Raw genomic sequence first — 17,129 nt, 5'->3', positions numbered from 1 at the left:
AAGTAGCGAAGGGTGCAGTGGACCCTAAAAATTGGACGGTAGGTAAAGAAAGTCTTGTGTACAAAGGAGGTCAAGATGAAACGTTTCATTTTGGTTGGCTTTCAGTTATTCGCCGTAACCGCAGGTTTTCTCTGTTTGACAGTGGGTTGTACGACTGGTGGTGGTACCGAGATGACCCCGACTCCCATTTACATTGTGCCGGTGACTAGCGAACCAGATCCGCTAAACGGCACACGCTGGGAATTGGTGGCCTTTGAAAGCGAGGCCAGGACACCTGATATACTCGAACAACCCCGGCTGTTTGTTGTATTCGATAGAGGCATGTTAAGCATGCAAGGCGGTTGCAACGCTGTCGGTGGGCATTATCGGATTGAAAATAACCGTATCACAATTACATTTGTGGAAGCAACCCAGGTGGACTGTTCGGATTCAATGCCAGGGATTAATGAGATAGAAGATGCATTTTCCAATGCCATGCCAACATTCGAGTCGTACATGATTGATGGTGACCAGCTTCGTATCCGCTATGGTGATGGTGAGTTATTATTTCGGGCTCTCCGGCCTTTAGCGGGAAGTTAGCTGGAAGGCCACGAAAATGTGCAGGCGAAAGTGCGCAAAGTTGCGATAACCAAAGCCGCGGCGATTGAGCATCTTGATTTTCAAGTTGACACCTTCGGCAAAGCCGTTACTATGCCGACCATTGAAGTAGTTCAGAATACCCTCGCGCCAGTTGTCGAGCGTCTTAACAAACGCTTGCAAGGAGCGCAGTTTGGTGGCTGTGGCCTTGTCCTGCCATTCCGACAGGGTCTTGTCGGCGGTCTCGCGATCCGTCGTCTGGTCAAACCAGGTGCGGAAGTCCTCCTTCAAGTCGTAGCACGTCTTGAGCTCCGGAGAGGCTTCTAACATCTTCGCCAGTTGTGTGCGTTCTTCGTCGATTAGGTTTTCGCGGTTCTTGACGAGCAGCCACCGGCAGCCTTTCAAGAGGGTTTGGGTGGCTTCATCAGCCTGTTTTTGAATCGTGCGCCGGGCGGTGGCCACAGCGTCGTTCAGATTTTTCATGACGTGAAAGCGATCGACGACCCGCTGCGCCTTGGACAGCTTGGTTTTCGCAACCGTGTGATAGGCGTCCCACATGTCGGCGCAGCACACCTCGACATCGTCGCACCAGGCCGTGCCGCGTTGTTCAAACCAGGCTTCCAGGGCTTCTTTGCTGCGGTCAGATAAAACATCGAGTACGATGCCCAGTTCCGGGGCCGAGATGACCAAGCGATAATGACCATGGCCTTTGTGAATCGTGAATTCATCCAGGCCGAGCACCTTCACCAGGGGGTAGCCACGCTGGTCGAGCGTTTTTTTCCCCAACGTTCAAAGATGCCGCGCACCGTGTCTTGGCTCAGGCCTTCGTCGAGCGCAACCTGTGCGATATCCTCATGCCGCGTGCGTTCGTAGATCTGCTGCGCATACCGCAGCGTGTGCGCCAAGCCGGGTTCGCGCCAAGCGACGCGTTCGACAAACGTGCTATGGCAGGTGGCGCAGGCAAAGCGCCGGGGCGCATAGCGCAGCCAGCATTGACGCCCCCAAATTGCCAGGTCGCGCAGCGTCTGTGGCTCAGCCACGTCATGAATCTGCGTACTGACGCGCTGACAATTGGGACATACCGCCGCGTCTAGCCTGGACTCGATGCAGACTTCGATGCGCTCGGCACTGGTGATCTGGTAGCTCACCGCTTTCACATTGGGTAAGCCCAGCAGTTCATCGGGGATCTGATAGTCGGCCATTGGCAGACCTCGCAATCAAAGATGCGCTGATCTTACCAGATTTTCTGGCAGTGCGCTACTATCCCGCTATAGGCCGGAGAGCCTTATTTCGCCGTGTTTCGGAATAAACTCCAGATTAAATGTGAAAACGAGAGTTGAAGAATAAAAACGGCCCAACATCCGGCTGAAGGCTGACGGGGCTAAGGTGCCGCGATTCAGGCGTTCTGAGGCAGAGTAACGTCTGCCAATCTTCAGTCTGTGGGGTCACATCTGTCATAAGATCCAAGCTCCTTGAGAACCTTTACCGTCCTATCTGCCGCGCCCACGTCAGCGTATCCTCACCTTTCTGTGAGGCGTTGGCTTCTTGGGCGATCCTACCCGCGGTCGGCGTGCGGCTGGTAGCCTGCTCGGATGTACACCGAGAGCCAAACGCGGGTTACACCGTTCCGTGTGTCCATTTGCCGTGACGTTAGGGTGGCACTTTACGCCGGATTCCGTTTGGATGGCTGTTGCGCTCCAATGTGCAGCGCAACCTGGAATCGTTCCCGTTTGGGCCTGCCGCTAAACCAACGTGGGCAGGGTCTCGATGACGACGCCTCGTCCGTACCTTGACTCGTCGTTATCCATAGTCACTCGCTCGACGGGTCGCGGCGTCTGGTTCGCCGCTTACCGCCTTTCTGGCCCGCTGACGACGTTTGATGACCAGTCGCCTGCCGTGGGCCAGCGCCGTCGCCCAGCCACCTGGGCGGTCGGAGTTGATGTCCCGCCCCAGTTGCGGTATCATCGCACCGACATGGACACACAGTTGTCAAAGATCAAAACGACCTTTGCCGTCCAGCCCCCGTGCGCCATTGCACGGTTTCGGACGAACGGGTCGCACACTTTGGTTCCAGTTGACGGCTATACCGTGCGCATCATTACGGGATGGGACGTATGAGTCCGCGAACCAAAATGCCCCCACAGCTGTCCGAGCAAGAGATTGACCAGACCGTGGTTGCGCAGGCCGCCGATGATGCGGCCTGGGAAGTGCCCGTGCGTGTCCACAGAACCACACCCGCCTCGCTCGCGCTCCCTGCCGAGTTAGCCGCACGAGCGGCGTTTCTTGCGCAGTTGCACCATACTCCCAGCGTTGAGGATTGGTTGCGGCGCGTGATCCAAGAACGCGTTGAACTCGAAGAAGCGGCCTTTGTCGGCATCAAACGTAGTCTGGCCGCGCGGGCACTCTGAAGTCCGTGGCAGCGGTAGGCCATTGATCCTGTTGCGCCGTGAGTGGCGCAGCAAGTAGTCAGCACGGTTCGCCGTTGTGGGCGGCGGGTCTCATCTTGGCGGTCTGGTGCTTGGGCCTTGCCTAACATTTGCTTCCACCTGACGCCGCAGCGGCGGCGGTTGTGTGCATCGCGAGAGTCACGGACGCTGCGGCGCAGCTTACCCTGACCGTTGGGCTGCCAAAAACAACACAGCCGGTTAACCACCAGAAAGCCAACCGATTTGCCGCTGGAGCCTGACAGCGGATAGAGAACTGTGCTCTTTCCTACTCGAATACGTTTTTCAGAACTTGTCTTTGTATCCCATTCGTGGTACACTACCGTCATCAACGGAGGTGTCCATGAACAAGTCAGCTATGATTCGGGCGCGGGTTGACCCTAACCTCAAGGATGAAGTCGAGAACGTCTTTGAGCAATTAGGGCTTTCGGCCACCCAAGCCATTACCCTTTTCTACCAACAGGTCAAGCTCAACCACGGCTTGCCCTTCGATGTGCGCATCCCCAATGCGGTCATGCAGCGTACCTTTGCTGAGACGGATGCCGGCGAGAACATCGTCCCGTGTGACAGTGCGCAAGACATGTTCGCGCGCCTAGGGATCTGATGCGTACGCCCAACTATACCCACCAGTTCGAGCGCGATCTACGGCTGGCGGAGCGACGTGGGAAAGACATCGAGAAGCTCAAGCAGGTCGTGACGGCACTCATCAACGCGGAGCCGTTGGCGGAACGCTACTATGACCACCCCTTGAAAGGCAATTATCGCGACCGGCGCGAATGCCATCTTGAGCCAGACTGGTTGCTGATCTATAAGCTGCAGGGTGACGAAATCATCTTCGAGCGCACAGGTAGGCATTCTGACCTGTTTGAGTAACCTGGTGATCTGTGCGTTGGCGGTGGGAGGTGGCGGGCACGTTTCGCCGTCATGGGCGGCGGGTCTCGTTGGGCGGTGGGGTGGGCCAGGGCGGGGCCTAATACCACGTGCACTTGACGCTTGCGGCGGGGGGAGCGTGGGTCGCGAACGTCATCTGGCCGCAGGCGCAGGTGACGTTTTTCATTGGGCGGGAATCCGCCAGCCGATTCGTCGGGCGGGGCTTCGACGTGAGCTCAGCCCATCGGCGACGGTCACGCAGCGCCCCAACACCTATTTGCGGCGGAGTGCTGCGGCAAGCTGGACTCGTAGATAACGAACAGGACGCCGCCAACTGACCTACACCGTTCAGCGGAGAATGCACGAGTTCCTTGACAGTTATGGCGTGCCAAATGGTTTTGCGACGATAACGACTTGATAAGAGAGGTGTGCAATGCTACAAACAATCGAGGCTGTGATTGATGAGAAGGGAAGGCTAAGATTTCTTGAGCCGATCAAGTTGCCGAAGTTGCGACGCGTGATCATTACAATTCTCAACGAAGAGCCACCAGAAGATTCTTTTAACCTTGTGCTTTTAAGCGAAGCGGTATTAGCAAGAGACTGGTTACGGCCTGAGGAGGATGAGGCATGGTCACACCTAGCCCAGCTTCCATCGTTGTAATTCCATTTCCGTTTTCGGATTTATCTGGCACTAAACTTCGACCCGCAGTCGTGCTGACAGATGCGGGACGTGGGGATTGGCTTTTGTGCCAAATCACCAGTAACCCTTACAGTGATCCAGATGCAATTCCAATTACCAGCAAAGAATTGCAGAAAGGTGTATTGACCTCTACGATTAGTTTTGCGCGACCAATCAAACTGTTCACAGCGAGCGAAAGTGTGATAGATAAGCGTGTGGCTATTGTGAAGGATGCAACTTTCAAAGCGATCTTGATGGCGACAATTGAATCCTTGCGAAAGAACATGCCGACATAGGGTGTGAACACGTCAGGCAGGATGACGCCACTGCGGGCCAGTCACGGTGTCGTGCGCAGATGTGCCTGTGGTGGTGCAGTGCCCAACAACCGTTTGCAATTGACGCCGAAGGATCTGGCGGCTTTTCAGCGAAGATGCGTGCGGCGCAACTGAAACTAGCCGTTAGGCATCCAATCCAACACTGTGGGTCAACCGGCATGATAGCGCACGACTCGCCTTTGAAGTTCACGTCAGGCGCGACCCCATGCGTACAGCCTCTACCCCAAGACATGGCGCTGTTTGAAAACATGCGTCGGAGGTGTTACAGTCGGATTGCCCGACTGTAGGGCTAATCAGGCATCAGAGCCACGCCGCCCAACACCGCAGGCAGGCGACCGGCGGAAGCGGGGAGATCTATGACAACCAGCAAACCTATTCTTCTCCTCACCGGCGCGCGCAGCTACCGCCACAACGCCTTCCTCGAGGCGGCCCATCGCTTGGAGCTGGACGTACTTGAGGTGGTTGACCTGCCGCGCGAGCTGGCCGATCTCTGGCGCATACCGTTAGCAGCGCCGTTCAGCCAGCCAGAGCTGGCCTTGCCGATCATTGTCGAGTATGCCCGCCAGCATCCGGTGTTGGCGGTGCTGGCAACCGATGACACCGGCAGCCTCCTGGCCGCGCAGGTCGCCGCGGCGCTGGGCCTGCAGCACAACTCGCCGCAGGCCGCGGCGGCCGCGCGCAACAAACACCTCATGCGCCAACTCTTCGCTGCGGCCGGGGTGCCCTCACCTCAGTCAACGCGCTATGATCTGGACACCGACCTGGCCGCATTGGCCGCGCAGCTTCGCTATCCCGTGGTGCTGAAGCCGCTCCTGCTTTCCGGCAGTCGGGGCGTCATTCGCGCCAATAACCCGGCCGAGTTTACGGCAGCCTTTGCACGCACCGCGGCCATCGTGCGCGACGCGTCGGGGCAGGCCGGCGCGGATGGGCACGCGCTGCTCGTAGAAACGTATGTCCCTGGCGTAGAGGTGGCGCTCGAAGGCTTGCTCTTCGATGGACAACTGACCGTGCTGGCGCTGTTCGACAAGCCTGATCCGCTGGAGGGGCCGTTCTTCGAGGAAACGATCTACGTCACACCGTCGCGACTGCCGCCTGCGGTGCAGGCGCAAACGGCCGGGGTCACGGCGCAGGCCGCGGCGGCCCTGGGGCTGCGCGTGGGGCCGGTGCACGCGGAACTGCGCATCAACGCGGACGGCCCGTGGATGGTGGAGATGGCCGGGCGCTCGATTGGCGGTTACTGCTCGCAAACGCTGCGCTTCGACCTGGATCGCAGCCTGGAGGAGCTGATTTTGCGCCAGGCCGCAGGCCTTGACCTGGGGCCGCTCAACCTGGCCAGCCAGGCCAACGGCGTGATGATGATCCCGATCCCCAAAGCCGGTTATCTGCGGCATGTCTCCGGCCTGGCGGCGGCGCAGGCCGTTACCGGCATTGACGAGATCACCATCAGTGCACCGCTGCACAACCCGATCGTGCCGCTGCCAGAAGGCGCCAGTTACCTCGGCTTCATTTTCGCGCGCGGACCTGACCCCGCGTTCGTCGAAGCCGCGCTGCGCACGGCGCACGCATGCCTGCACTTTGACATCGAGGACGGCCTGCCTATCGCCGAGGCTCCACATCTGCCAGTTTCAGGTCAGCCTGACCCTCCGTTGGCTCTGCTCAGCAGAACCACGCTTCGGTTAGATGGGGCGTCGGTTCCATGACGGGCAGCCCGGCCGGCGAAGGAATGTCCGCGGGCGCGGCTTCTCCTTCTGCGGCGGCGAGAGCCAGCGCCTTGAGGCGATAAAATGTGACGACCGGCGCTTCGCCGTTGTCCGCGGCGGCGGCCACCAACGCGGCCGCGTCGCGCTGCAGGGCGTCGAGCCGCGGATCGGCAGCGCGCCAATCATGCGTCAACTCGGACGCCTGCAGCAACCCCAGCCAGCCAGCGGCATCGGGCTGACTCAGCAGCGGCGAGGAGGGCGGCAGCAGCAGGCGAATGGTGTAATGCACCGGATCAATCTGACCGATCAGCCCCAGCGCCTCCACCTGCGCCAGCAGATCCACATAGTCAGCCAGGCTGGTCCAGGGCGTAAAAGGCAGGAGCGATGGCCGCATGGGAATCCCAGCGTCGGCCAAAATCGCCAGCGCGGCGTAGATATCGGCGCGGGTGTGCCCCTTGGCCAGGTGTGCCAACACCGTGTCGCTGAACGACTCGACGGCGGAGACGACAAACACGCAGCCCAGGGTCTTCAACTCCCGAAAGAGCGACCGATGCTGCAAGATGTGCTCGATCTTGGTGGTGATGTCGAAAGTGACGTGCGGAAATTCCCGGTGCAGGGCCCGCGCCATGCTCAGGCCATGGCGCGGGCCGTTGAGAAAATCGGGGTCTCCAAACGTAATGTGCCCGGCGCCGGCCTCGACCTGCGACCGCATGTCGGCCAGCACCACGTCTTGCGGAACTACAAAGAAGCGCCCCTGGTAGATCGGCGTGATCGGGCAGTGCAGGCAGGTGTGGAGGCAGCCGCGGCTGGCTTCGACGTAGCCCGCAGGAATCCGGCGGCCGTCTACGACCAGGTGCGCATAGCGGCTTAGCGGTGGGAGGCCCTGGCGCTGAGGGACCGCAAACGCCAGGCGGGCGAGATGGGGCGCGGCGGCGTGATCCCGACTGCTGACGCCCGCGGCCGGCGCTGGTTCGCCGCGGCTGAGCGCCTGCACCAGGCTGACCAGCGGGGCTTCGAACTCGCCGCCGATGACGAAGTCAACGCCAGAGGCGAGCAGATAGTCGGCGTTCAGGGCCGCGTAGAGGCCGTAGGCGCAGATCGTGGCCGCGGGATTCAGGCGGCGAATCTGCGCGATGAGCGGCAGGGCCAGGCGGGTGGCCGTGTGCATGGGCAGAGAGAGGCCGATGAACCAGGCCTGCGCGGCCAGGGCTTGCGGCAGCGGCTCCACGCTGGCGTCAATGCCCGTCGCGTCGAAACCGGCCCGCGCCAGCATCGCCAGCGGCGAAGCCAGGTTCCACGGCTGATGGCCCAGCTCATAGGTGGAGATGAGCAGGATGCGCGACGCCAGGGACGGCTGCTTGGCCAGGCTCATGCTGTCACGCTTCCGCTGCGCAGTGCCGCCGGCGCGTTGCGCGCCTTGTGCGTCTTTTCCTCGCCGCCCACAGCCATGTCAGTCCGCCTGCCGCGCGCCGGGCTTATCGCCCAGCGGCCCCGCGATGATATTCAGCCGGATCGGAATCGAGATGGCGTCGTAGGGCGCGCTGTGACGCACACGCAGCTGCGCCCGATACACCCCCGGCGCCAGGTTCGTGTCAAAGGTCAACACGACCGCCTGGCTGCTGGCCGCTTCGATGGTCCCGCTGAGGACCGACGTGGTCAGCCAGGGAATCTGCATCCAGCTGCAAGCATCGCTTTCGCCTGACTCGATTTCGAGGACGCGCTGCGTCACTTGGTTGACAGCCCACAAGTGACCGCTGCAATCCATATCCATACCAGCCTGGCTGAAGTCGGTCATACCGGCCAGGTTGAAGCCGCCGATGACGGCAAAATTGGCGGTCGTATCGAGCACGTACACATCCAGCCCCGCATTGGCGTTGGTCAGAACAAAGAGGTGTCCCGTGACCGGGTTGTAGGCCAGGCCCGATGTAGCCAGCTCGGTGACGATCGAACGCATGACCCGACCATTGGGCGACACCAGGTGGATACTGAGGTCATTCCAACCTCCCACGTAGTAAAGATCAGCAATCGGATCGTAGGCCAGCCCGCGCTGCGAGGTCGCGAGCTGTGGACAGATGCGGCGGCCCGTACTGATCTTGGCCGCGGGGTCAAGTTCGTGCAGGCAGTTATCGCCGCCCACATTGACCTGCCACAAGCGGTCGCTCAGGGAGTTGTAGGCCATATCGCCCGCAAAGGAGCCAACCCAATCAGACACATCAATGCTGTCGCCCGTCACGGCGCCGTTGCGCAAGAAGCGATAATCACGATTCAGTCCGCCGACGCTGCCGATGTTGCTCAGCCATAGGTCGTTGGCGTCGGTGTTGAAACCCACCCCCCAGCCGAAGCTGAGGTGCGTAGGCCAGCTCTGAACAATCCGGCCGCCGCCCAAGATGGGAACATCCGGCGGGACAGGCGGCCTCACGGATGCGCTCGTTGGCTCATCACTGGGAAGGACGTTGGCCGGCAGACTGGGGCGCTGGAATGGGCGCGCGTCGTCTGCGCTGGACGAAGAAGCCAGCGGCATGTTGATGGGCAGCAGTTGATAGGTCAGGCTGAGGGCGCCGGTGTTGCTCAGGCTCAGCGTAAACGAAAGCGGCGCGCCGGCCGCAGCTTCTACGTTGATCTCCAATGGCGCAACGTGCAAGTAGCCTGCGGGCAGATGAAAGTCCTGCGCCAGCACCCTGTCATCGGGGATGTCCAGGCAAACGCGGTCGCTGCCATAAGCGCCAACAGTCGTCGCCAGGAAACAGGTTTGGCCGGGCGCTGCAAACAAGGTATAGAAACCATCATCGAGCGCAGGATCAGCGGGCGTGGCCGCGGAAGTGACGATCATATTGCTTGTTTCATTCCTCACCGTGGCGCCAGTGATGCCGGCGTGGGTGTTGGCGTCGCGCACGTTGCCGGTCACAATGCTGCCTGGGGCGCTGGTGCAAGGCAGCGTCGGCGGCGGCGTGGCGTTTTGAATGGTCACATCGTCCACGTACCAGCCAGGAGCCACGACGGAATAGTCGGCCCATAGGCGAAAGCGAAAACGGAAATTGGACACGCTAAACGAGGGATCGAGGTCAACCGTTTTCTTGCCCCACCCTGTCACGTTGACGCTCCCGCTGACTGGCCCGTAGACGCGTGTCCAACTGGCGCCGTTGTCCTTACTGACGCCCAGCGCGGCAAAGTCGCAGCACACTTCGGTTTGCAGCCACTGCCACCACGTGAGACGTGCAGACCGGCCGGCGAGTCTCGATAGATCCACCGGCGGCGAAACGATGTAGCCATCCTCAAAATCGGCATAACTTCCGCTCAGGTTGGTGGCCCACACCTTGCTGCCGGAATGTGCTCGCCCCGGCCCGTTCGTTGGCGCGCCCCAGGCCCATGAACTGGCGTCGCTCACCGAGGTCTTGGTGAAGCCGCCGTTGCCACTTTCGAAGGTCTCACTGTAAAGCGTCGTCACCGGCGGCAGGGGGACGGCCCCAATCCCAATGTCGTCAAGATACCAACCGGGCGCGGTCACGCTGTTGTCGCTGTGGAAGATGAAGCGAATGCGGAAGTTGCGCACGGCATAGTCGGAACCGAGGGTGACGGTGCGGTTGGTCCAGGCAAGATCAACGGGGCCAGAGACTTCGCCGTACACCTTATTCCAGGTGGCGCCGCCGTCGTTGCTGACCGCGACGCGGGCAAGATCATAGCTGCGCTCGGTCTGCAGGTACTGCCACCAGGAAACGATGATAGCTGAGTCGGCGTGCGCGCTGAGGTCAATGTCCGGGGAGACGACGTAACCATCTTCATTGTTGCTGTAGCTGCCGCCTGGATTGGTGGCCCAGACCTTGACTCCTGAATGGGCGCTGCGCGGCCCGCTGGTCGGTTGACCCCAAGCCCAAGAAGTCTCGCCTTGCGTCGTGTAGCCGCCCGCGCCGTGTTCAAAATCTTCAAAATAGACGAATTCGCGTTGGTAGCCCAGGGCGCTGCAGGTGCCATCCTCCGGTAAGAAGAAGATATAAGTGACTCTGTCCTCGGTCGGAGTAAATACGTGGGTGACCTCCTGGTAGCCTCCGCTGACCGCATTGACGGTAATCTGATAGGCCACGCCCTGGAGGAGATTGACTTCATAGTGTCCGGTTTGCGGATCGCTGAATACGGTGCGAGTGAAGCCGGCGGCCGAGAAGCGCAGGCGGGCATAGAGGGGCTGTCTCTGGCGTCGAGAGCCATCCTTCACTCGGCCCTCCATCGTTGTTGTGGGCAGCGGTGTGAGCGCGATGTCGAGCGTTGCCGCGGCGCCGTCGTTGATCGCGATGTTGGCCGTGCTGTCGGCATAGCCGTAGACTTTCACCTGCGCGGTGTAGCTGCCGGCGGGCAAGTGGGCAAACTGGTAGTGACCATCTGCGCCGCTAAAAGCGACATAGCCGCTCAGGCTGACCAACGCGCCGCTAATGGGCTGCGTCGTTGCGGCGTCGGTTACGACGCCGGCCAAGGCGCCATGCGGCGGGGTGACACAGCCGGCGAACCGAAAGGCGCCGATGCGCGTGTGCCAGTCATAATCGGCCGTGGTTGGATAGTATTCGCTCGTGTACCAGAGCGTACAATCATCGGCTGGGTCAACAGACATCATGCTGTAGTCTCCCCAGCGCGAGGAGCTTGAAACTTGTGAGCCGCTGCCTTCCATGAAAGAGGTTTCCAAGCGCGGCAGTGTGTTCAGCGGATCCTCGACGCGGCGACCGATGTAGCGTACAGATGGATAGACCGTCGGGCTGGAGGCGGTGTAGCCAATGGCCAGGTTGCCGCGACCGTCCATGGCCATGCTCGCCATCCAGCGGTGCGCGGTGCTGCCCGACCAGTCGCCGGCATAGGTTCCCTGTTGATAGATTGACCAGGCCCTGCCCGTAAGTCGCAACTCGTACCAGCGAATGCCGGCGCGGCTGCCGCCAGCGTCCACCGTATGATTTGCCAGCAGCGTAGCATGATCGCCCCAGAAACGGTAGACCAGGCGATGCATCAAACGGTCGCCAATGGCATCCAGATAGGCATCGCTCGACACACCGGGCTGCGGAATGCAGTTACGCGTCACACCGACGCAGGGCAGGGGCGACCAGGGCGCAGTGGGCAAGATCAGGTTCGGTTGCCCGGCCTGCCCAAAGGTGGAATTGGCGGGCGTTGCCCAATCCACATGAAACTCCCACAAGCGCAAGGCGTCCTGTTCCGCAATCCAGGTTTCATCGTCCACTTCAGCGAAATAACCGGGCGCGCCCGTGGGCGGTGGTGGGCCGTCCAGGTCTGCGGGCAAGATGCCGCCGAAGTTGGGATTGACGCCGGCGAGATCGAAGTGCACCAGGCGTGCTGGCAGGCCCTGCAGCATTTGCATGCGTTCAAAAGCCCACACCCCGGCGCCAGCAAAACTACTGCTGGTAAAAAGATTGGCTGTCATGTAATAGGCATCCGGCCAGACGCCGAGTTTGGGGTAATCGTTGAACTTGTCCCGCTTGACGAGGAAGGCATAGCGATGCCAGGCGCCCAAGGGGTCGCCGCTCTGGGAAACGGCAATGCATTGGTAGACATCGCCGGGTAGGCTGCTGGGCCAGGCCATGAAACTGAGCAGCCAGCGGTCGGCCAGATGATCGTAGAGCGCCAGCGGGTCGCCGCTGTCGTACAGTTCACAGCCGGTGCCAAAGCCTTGAAAGAGAGTCGCCTCGTTGGCCGGGCCAAAGAGCAAGTCGCCAGACTTGTTATAGATGGCAAAGGAGACGTTGATGAACTGCACATAGTGGTTGGGGCCGACATCGCCGTTCGTATCGGGCGGCAGCAGGCCATCTACGTTGCCCATTCCTTCGAAGCTGAGAAGCGGCCCCGGCAGATGGCCTCCGTCCGCCGACGGGGCCTGCACAGCAACCTCGGCTGCGGCCGCGCGATTCTTGGCGCTACGCGCGGCTTTAGGCAGGGGGAACCAGGGCTGTTCCGCCAGTTTATGGCTGGTTTTGGTCACATGCGCCAGTTGGCTCAGGGGCGCCGAGGTGTCGTTCTTGACCGAGAGCAGGACCTCAGGCTGAAACGCGCCGGGCGCGGGCGGCTGATTGGGCGAAGCCGCGTGGGTAGCCGATGGCGTCATGCTGAGCAGCAGAATGAACAGCAGGCCAATGGCGAGTGGGAAGAACAAGAGGTGTCTGCGCGCACGCACGAACGAACAGGGAGCAGACACGACGGGTTGCGTGGAAAAAAGGTGCAGCATACAAGACTCCTCGTGCAATAGTTGTCGGAACGACTGCCGGCTTTAGGCATCAAAAGATCAAGGTGAGGAACCACAAGCACGCAAGTTCATTGTACGAGTGAACCGATGTGCTGTCAACAAACGCGACGTGCAGGGGTGCAAGCCCCTGCGGGGCTATCAGGCCACCAACGCCGCCGGAGGCCAGAGGCCATCCGGCTACGAGATGCAAGCCCCGCCAGGGCTGTCAGGCCACCAACGCCGCCGGAGGCCAGAGGCCATCCGGCTACGAGATGCAAGCCCCGCCGGGGCTGTCAGGCCCGCTAATGCTGCCGGAGGCCAGAGGCCATTCGGCTACGAGATGCAAGCCCCGCCGGGGCTGTCAGGCCCGCCAGGGCCTTGCGCCTCGTAGCCGGATCGGTTCACGGTCGGGCGGCGTTGTCAGGCCCTCCAGGGCCTTGCACCTCGTAGCCCGATCCGTTCACGGTCGGGCGGCGTTGTCAGGCCCGCCAGGGCCTTACACCTCGTAGCCCGATCCGTTCACGGTCGGGCGGCGTTGTCAAGCCCGCCAGGGCCTTGTACCTCGTAGCCCGATCCGTTCACGGTCGGGCGGCGTTGTCAGGCCCTCCAGGGCCTTGCACCTCGTAGCCCGATCCGTTCACGGTCGGGCGGCGCTGTCAGGCCCACTAGGGCCTTGTACCTCATAGCCCGATCCGTTCACGGTCGGGCGGCGCTGTCAGGCCCACTAGGGCCTTGTACCTCATAGCCCGATCCGTTCACGGTCGGGCGGCGTTGCCAGGCCCGCCAGGGCCTTGCACCTCGTAGCGCGATCCGTTCACGGTCGGGCGGCGTTGTCAGGCTCGCCAGGGCCTTGCACCTCGTAGCCCGATCCGTTCACGGTCGGGCGGCGTTGTCAGGCCAGCCAGGGCCTTGCACCTCGTAGCCCGATCCGTTCACGGTCGGGCGGCGTTGTCAGGCTCGCCAGGGCCTTGCACCTCGTAGCCCGATCCGTTCACGGTCGGGCGGCGTTGTCAGGCCAGCCAAGGCCTTGCACCTCGTAGCCCGATCCGTTCTCGGTCGGGCGGCGTTGTCAGGCCCGCCAGGGCCTTGCGCCTCGTAGCCCGATCCGTTCACGGTCGGGCGGCGTTGTCAGGCTCGCCAGGGCCTTGCACCTCGTAGCCCGATCCGTTCACGGTCGGGCGGCGTTGTCAAGCCCGCCAGGGCCTTGTACCTCGTAGCCCGATCCGTTCACGGTCGGGCGGCGTTGTCAGGCCCTCCAGGGCCTTGCACCTCGTAGCCCGATCCGTTCACGGTCGGGCGGCGCTGTCAGGCCCACTAGGGCCTTGTACCTCATAGCCCGATCCGTTCACGGTCGGGCGGCGCTGTCAGGCCCACTAGGGCCTTGTACCTCATAGCCCGATCCGTTCACGGTCGGGCGGCGTTGCCAGGCCCGCCAGGGCCTTGCACCTCGTAGCGCGATCCGTTCACGGTCGGGCGGCGTTGTCAGGCTCGCCAGGGCCTTGCACCTCGTAGCCCGATCCGTTCACGGTCGGGCGGCGTTGTCAGGCCAGCCAGGGCCTTGCACCTCGTAGCCCGATCCGTTCACGGTCGGGCGGCGTTGTCAGGCACCAGAGCCTTGCACCTCGTAGCCCGATCCGTTCACGGTCGGGCGGCGCTGCCTGGCCCGCCAGGGCCTTGTACCTCATAGCCCGATCCGTTCTCGGTTGGGCGGCGTTGTCAGGCCCGCCAGGGCCTTGCACCTCGTAGCCCGATCCGTTCACGGTCGGGCGGCGTTGTCAGGCTCGCCAGGGCCTTGCACCTCGTAGCCCGATCCGTTCACGGTCGGGCGGGGTGGGTGGCGCGCACGCCATCCGGCCACCCACCCGGCCGGACTCAACGCGCGCTGGTCACCCAGAACTGACGCCCATCGCTGCTCACCTCCACGGCGCCGCTGAGATCGGTGCGCAGCACAGGAATGCCCAGGTCGCGGTAGCGGGCCAGGATCTGCGGCTTCGGATGGCCGAATGGATTATCCTTGCCCACCTCGATAATCGCCAACTGTGGGTGCACCGCCTGCAGCCAGGCCACTGTGGATGACGTTTCCGCGCCATGATGGGGCACCTTGAGGACGGCCGCCTGCATCCACACGCCCTGCTGCTGCAGGTCTTCTTCCATGATCGCTTCGATATCGCCCGGCAGCAGTACGGCAAAGCGGCCAAAACGCAGGCGCAGGACAACGGAGTTGTTATTCGCATCGGCTGAGGTGTCGCTGACGAGCTGTGCGCCGGGCGCCAGCACATCGAGCCATACGCCATCGCCCAAGTCAATCTGCTCGCCCGCCTGGGCGCGCAACACCGGCGTCTGCGCGGCTGTCAAATTGGCTTGCCACTGCGTGAATTCAGGCGCGCGCGATTCGAAGCCGCTGACCAGCACCTGCCCCACCTGGTAACGCGTGACCAAAGGCACCAGTCCGCCCAGGTGATCGAGGTCAGGATGGGTGTTGATCACCAGATCGAGGCGTCGCGTCCAGAAGGGCAATGCCTCGCCGAGCGCGGAAAAGAGCGCGCTGGGCGCGGGGCCGCCATCAATCAGCGCCGTGTGGCCCGCCGGCGTTTCGATCAGAATGGCATCTCCCTGTCCCACATCCAGAAAGGTGACATGCACGCGCCCATCCGGCAGCTGCGCTAACGCCATGCCTGTCACCACCAGCGAGCCGGCGAGCGCCGTCAGGGTAGTGGCGGCGGGGAGCTGCACAACCAGGCCGGCCAACCAACGTCGTCGCCGCTCGTCCGCCTGCTGGCTCCACCACCACAGACCGCCGATGAGCGCGTAGCTGGCCCACATCCAGGCCGCGCTAAAGTGGGGCAGCTCCAGCGACGCGCCAGGCAATGCGCTGGTCCAGCGCACGATGGCTACGGTGTAACTGAGGCAAAGCCAGGGCGCTAAGGTCAACAGGCGCGCAACGGGCAAGAGCGGCTGCACGAACCCTAGCAGCAGGGCGCCGCCGCCCCAGAGCATGATGGGCGGCTGTGCGGGCAGAATGAGCATGTTGGTGAGCAACGAGATGATCGGCAAGCGGTGAAAGGTGTAGACGATCAAGGGCAAGGTCGTGACATTGGCGGCCAATGTGACCAGCAGAGCGTCGTTGAGCAGGCCAACCAGCTGCTGCGCGCGAGAGGATGGCAGTCTGCGCTGCAGAAGCCGTTCGGCGCTCTCCTTGAATCGCGTGGAAAAGAGGATCAAGCCGAGCGTCGCCAGGCTGCTCAACTGCAAACCGACGTTCCACAAATCAAGCGGATTGATGAGGGTCATGATGAACACAGCCGCAGCCAAGGAGGTAAGGGCTTCGCTTTGGCGTCCGAGATAGAGCGCGACCACCGCGAGCGCGCCCATCAACCCGGCGCGGACAACGGCCGGATCGGCGCCCACCAAAAAAACGTAAACCGTCAAGCCGCTCAGCACCAACCATACCGCCCGCCGCTTGCCAAACAGGCGCGTGGCTCCGGCCGCCAACATCGCCACGACCAGGCTGATGTTGGAGCCAGAGATGACGATGATGTGCGAGGTGCCGGTCAGGTTGAAGCGTTCGTAGAGGTCCTTGGGAATCTCGCGATCAACACCCAGCAGGATGCCTTGCGCCAGGCCGGCGGCCGGCGCAGGCATCAACTGCGTGATGATCTCAACGCCGCGGGCGCGCAGCGCGTACAGCGCAGCCCATACCCGGCTGCCCTGGCCGGCTGCCAGGCGCTGCAGACGCGCCTGGCGCAGCAAGGAAAAAACGCCTTTGCGGGCGAGGTAGGCCTGATAATCGAAATCCTCAATCTGCGGTGGGGTCTGCAATTTTCCGGTAATCCGCACCTGGTCGCCGTAGGCAAACAGGGGGTAGCGGCTGGCTTGCACCAACACCAGGCCGTGCACGGGTCGTTCTTCCTCAGCGATGGTCAGGCTTTGCGCACGCACGCGGTACTGGGTCTGCCGGTCGCGCGGATCGGGATCATCGTCAATGACCCCAACCAGGGTGACGGCCAGCGGCTGGGCGTCGCTGCCGTTGTAATACGCCACGTCGGCCGGCCCCAGGCAAGGAGTCAAGGGCGTCGCCTGGTAGCGCGCGATCCCCAGCAAGGCCATCACGCCGAGCGCAGCCGCCAGCCGCGCCTGCCGTGCACGCCAGGCAATCAGGAGGCCAACCGCAGCCGCGCCCAGCCAGATCCAGACCGGCGTCGTGCAGGCGATACGCTGCTGCTGCCAGAGCCAGTCTGCCAGCGCAATGCCGGCTAACCAGGCGATGGTAAGATGGACAAGACGTATCATGTGGTCTCCCCGTGCAGCCGCTGTGAT

11 protein-coding genes are annotated in these 17,129 nt (G+C 62.2%); 6 read left to right on the top strand and 5 right to left on the bottom strand.

The genetic code is table 11. The features are described from left to right. Positions 1-75: 75 nt before the first annotated feature. The gene (locus ACPQ6D_RS09955; RefSeq protein ID WP_423224167.1) at positions 76-579 is read left to right on the top strand and encodes an META domain-containing protein; all 504 of its coding nucleotides are present in this window, start codon (positions 76-78) and stop codon (positions 577-579) included. Here ACPQ6D_RS09955 and ACPQ6D_RS09950 read toward each other — a convergent pair. Both ACPQ6D_RS09950 and ACPQ6D_RS09945 read right to left on the bottom strand, forming a co-directional pair. Then, positions 565-1,362 (bottom strand): ISL3 family transposase, encoded by a 798-nt coding sequence (locus ACPQ6D_RS09950; protein ID WP_423224166.1) that lies wholly within the window; start codon positions 1,360-1,362, stop codon positions 565-567. The two genes, ACPQ6D_RS09955 and ACPQ6D_RS09950, sit on opposite strands and share 15 nt — an antisense overlap. Further along, positions 1,320-1,778 (bottom strand): transposase family protein, encoded by a 459-nt coding sequence (locus ACPQ6D_RS09945; protein ID WP_423224165.1) that lies wholly within the window; start codon positions 1,776-1,778, stop codon positions 1,320-1,322. The genes ACPQ6D_RS09950 and ACPQ6D_RS09945 overlap by 43 nt, the downstream gene beginning before the upstream one ends. Before the next feature lie 912 nt (positions 1,779-2,690). Between ACPQ6D_RS09945 and ACPQ6D_RS09940 the strand changes: the two genes are divergently transcribed. The 5 genes from ACPQ6D_RS09940 (at position 2,691) to ACPQ6D_RS09920 (ending at position 6,604) form a co-directional block, all read left to right on the top strand. Then, positions 2,691-2,984, top strand: a complete 294-nt coding sequence (locus ACPQ6D_RS09940; RefSeq protein ID WP_423224164.1) for a hypothetical protein — start codon at positions 2,691-2,693, stop codon at positions 2,982-2,984. Positions 2,985-3,363: 379 nt separating this feature from the next. Beyond that, on the top strand, positions 3,364-3,624 hold the full coding sequence (locus ACPQ6D_RS09935; RefSeq protein ID WP_423224163.1) for a type II toxin-antitoxin system RelB/DinJ family antitoxin: 261 nt from the start codon (positions 3,364-3,366) through the stop codon (positions 3,622-3,624). Next, positions 3,624-3,893, top strand: coding sequence for a type II toxin-antitoxin system YafQ family toxin (locus tag ACPQ6D_RS09930; protein ID WP_423224162.1), 270 nt, complete (start codon positions 3,624-3,626; stop codon positions 3,891-3,893). Before ACPQ6D_RS09935 ends, ACPQ6D_RS09930 begins: the two co-directional genes overlap by 1 nt. A gap of 624 nt (positions 3,894-4,517) precedes the next feature. Next, positions 4,518-4,865, top strand: coding sequence for a type II toxin-antitoxin system PemK/MazF family toxin (locus ACPQ6D_RS09925; RefSeq protein WP_423224161.1), 348 nt, complete (start codon positions 4,518-4,520; stop codon positions 4,863-4,865). A 395-nt stretch (positions 4,866-5,260) separates the two neighbouring features. Next, positions 5,261-6,604 (top strand): ATP-grasp domain-containing protein, encoded by a 1,344-nt coding sequence (locus tag ACPQ6D_RS09920; RefSeq protein ID WP_423224160.1) that lies wholly within the window; start codon positions 5,261-5,263, stop codon positions 6,602-6,604. Here ACPQ6D_RS09920 and ACPQ6D_RS09915 read toward each other — a convergent pair. The 3 genes from ACPQ6D_RS09915 to ACPQ6D_RS09905 all read right to left on the bottom strand — a co-directional run bounded on the left by ACPQ6D_RS09915 (position 6,561) and on the right by ACPQ6D_RS09905 (position 17,102). Then, the gene (locus ACPQ6D_RS09915; protein WP_423224159.1) at positions 6,561-7,976 is read right to left on the bottom strand and encodes a CUAEP/CCAEP-tail radical SAM (seleno)protein; all 1,416 of its coding nucleotides are present in this window, start codon (positions 7,974-7,976) and stop codon (positions 6,561-6,563) included. The genes ACPQ6D_RS09920 and ACPQ6D_RS09915 overlap by 44 nt on opposite strands. Before the next feature lie 78 nt (positions 7,977-8,054). Next, a complete protein-coding gene (locus ACPQ6D_RS09910; protein ID WP_423224158.1) occupies positions 8,055-12,815 on the bottom strand; it encodes a carboxypeptidase regulatory-like domain-containing protein in 4,761 nt (1,586 codons plus the stop codon). 1,869 nt (positions 12,816-14,684) lie between these two features. Continuing rightward, positions 14,685-17,102: a DNA internalization-related competence protein ComEC/Rec2 gene (locus ACPQ6D_RS09905; RefSeq protein WP_423224157.1), complete on the bottom strand. Its 2,418-nt coding sequence runs from the start codon at positions 17,100-17,102 to the stop codon at positions 14,685-14,687. Between the last annotated feature and the right edge of the window lie 27 nt (positions 17,103-17,129).

Source organism: Candidatus Amarolinea aalborgensis, assembly GCF_900491745.1.
GTDB classification, from domain to species: Bacteria; Chloroflexota; Anaerolineae; order SSC4; family Amarolineaceae; genus Amarolinea; species Amarolinea aalborgensis.
Note: the sequence above shows the minus strand (reverse complement) of the source record. Positions and strands in the feature narration are given on the sequence as shown.

What these genes read in the sequence shown, in the direction of transcription:
- ACPQ6D_RS09955 (WP_423224167.1), top strand. Translation starts at nt 76, where the DNA reads ATGAAACGTTTCATTTTGGTTGGCTTTCAGTTATTCGCCGTAACCGCA.
- ACPQ6D_RS09910 (WP_423224158.1), bottom strand. Translation starts at nt 12,815, where the DNA reads ATGCTGCACCTTTTTTCCACGCAACCCGTCGTGTCTGCTCCCTGTTCG.
- ACPQ6D_RS09915 (WP_423224159.1), bottom strand. Translation starts at nt 7,976, where the DNA reads ATGAGCCTGGCCAAGCAGCCGTCCCTGGCGTCGCGCATCCTGCTCATC.
- ACPQ6D_RS09905 (WP_423224157.1), bottom strand. Translation starts at nt 17,102, where the DNA reads ATGATACGTCTTGTCCATCTTACCATCGCCTGGTTAGCCGGCATTGCG.
- ACPQ6D_RS09930 (WP_423224162.1), top strand. Translation starts at nt 3,624, where the DNA reads ATGCGTACGCCCAACTATACCCACCAGTTCGAGCGCGATCTACGGCTG.
- ACPQ6D_RS09945 (WP_423224165.1), bottom strand. Translation starts at nt 1,778, where the DNA reads ATGGCCGACTATCAGATCCCCGATGAACTGCTGGGCTTACCCAATGTG.
- ACPQ6D_RS09920 (WP_423224160.1), top strand. Translation starts at nt 5,261, where the DNA reads ATGACAACCAGCAAACCTATTCTTCTCCTCACCGGCGCGCGCAGCTAC.
- ACPQ6D_RS09925 (WP_423224161.1), top strand. Translation starts at nt 4,518, where the DNA reads ATGGTCACACCTAGCCCAGCTTCCATCGTTGTAATTCCATTTCCGTTT.
- ACPQ6D_RS09940 (WP_423224164.1), top strand. Translation starts at nt 2,691, where the DNA reads ATGAGTCCGCGAACCAAAATGCCCCCACAGCTGTCCGAGCAAGAGATT.
- ACPQ6D_RS09935 (WP_423224163.1), top strand. Translation starts at nt 3,364, where the DNA reads ATGAACAAGTCAGCTATGATTCGGGCGCGGGTTGACCCTAACCTCAAG.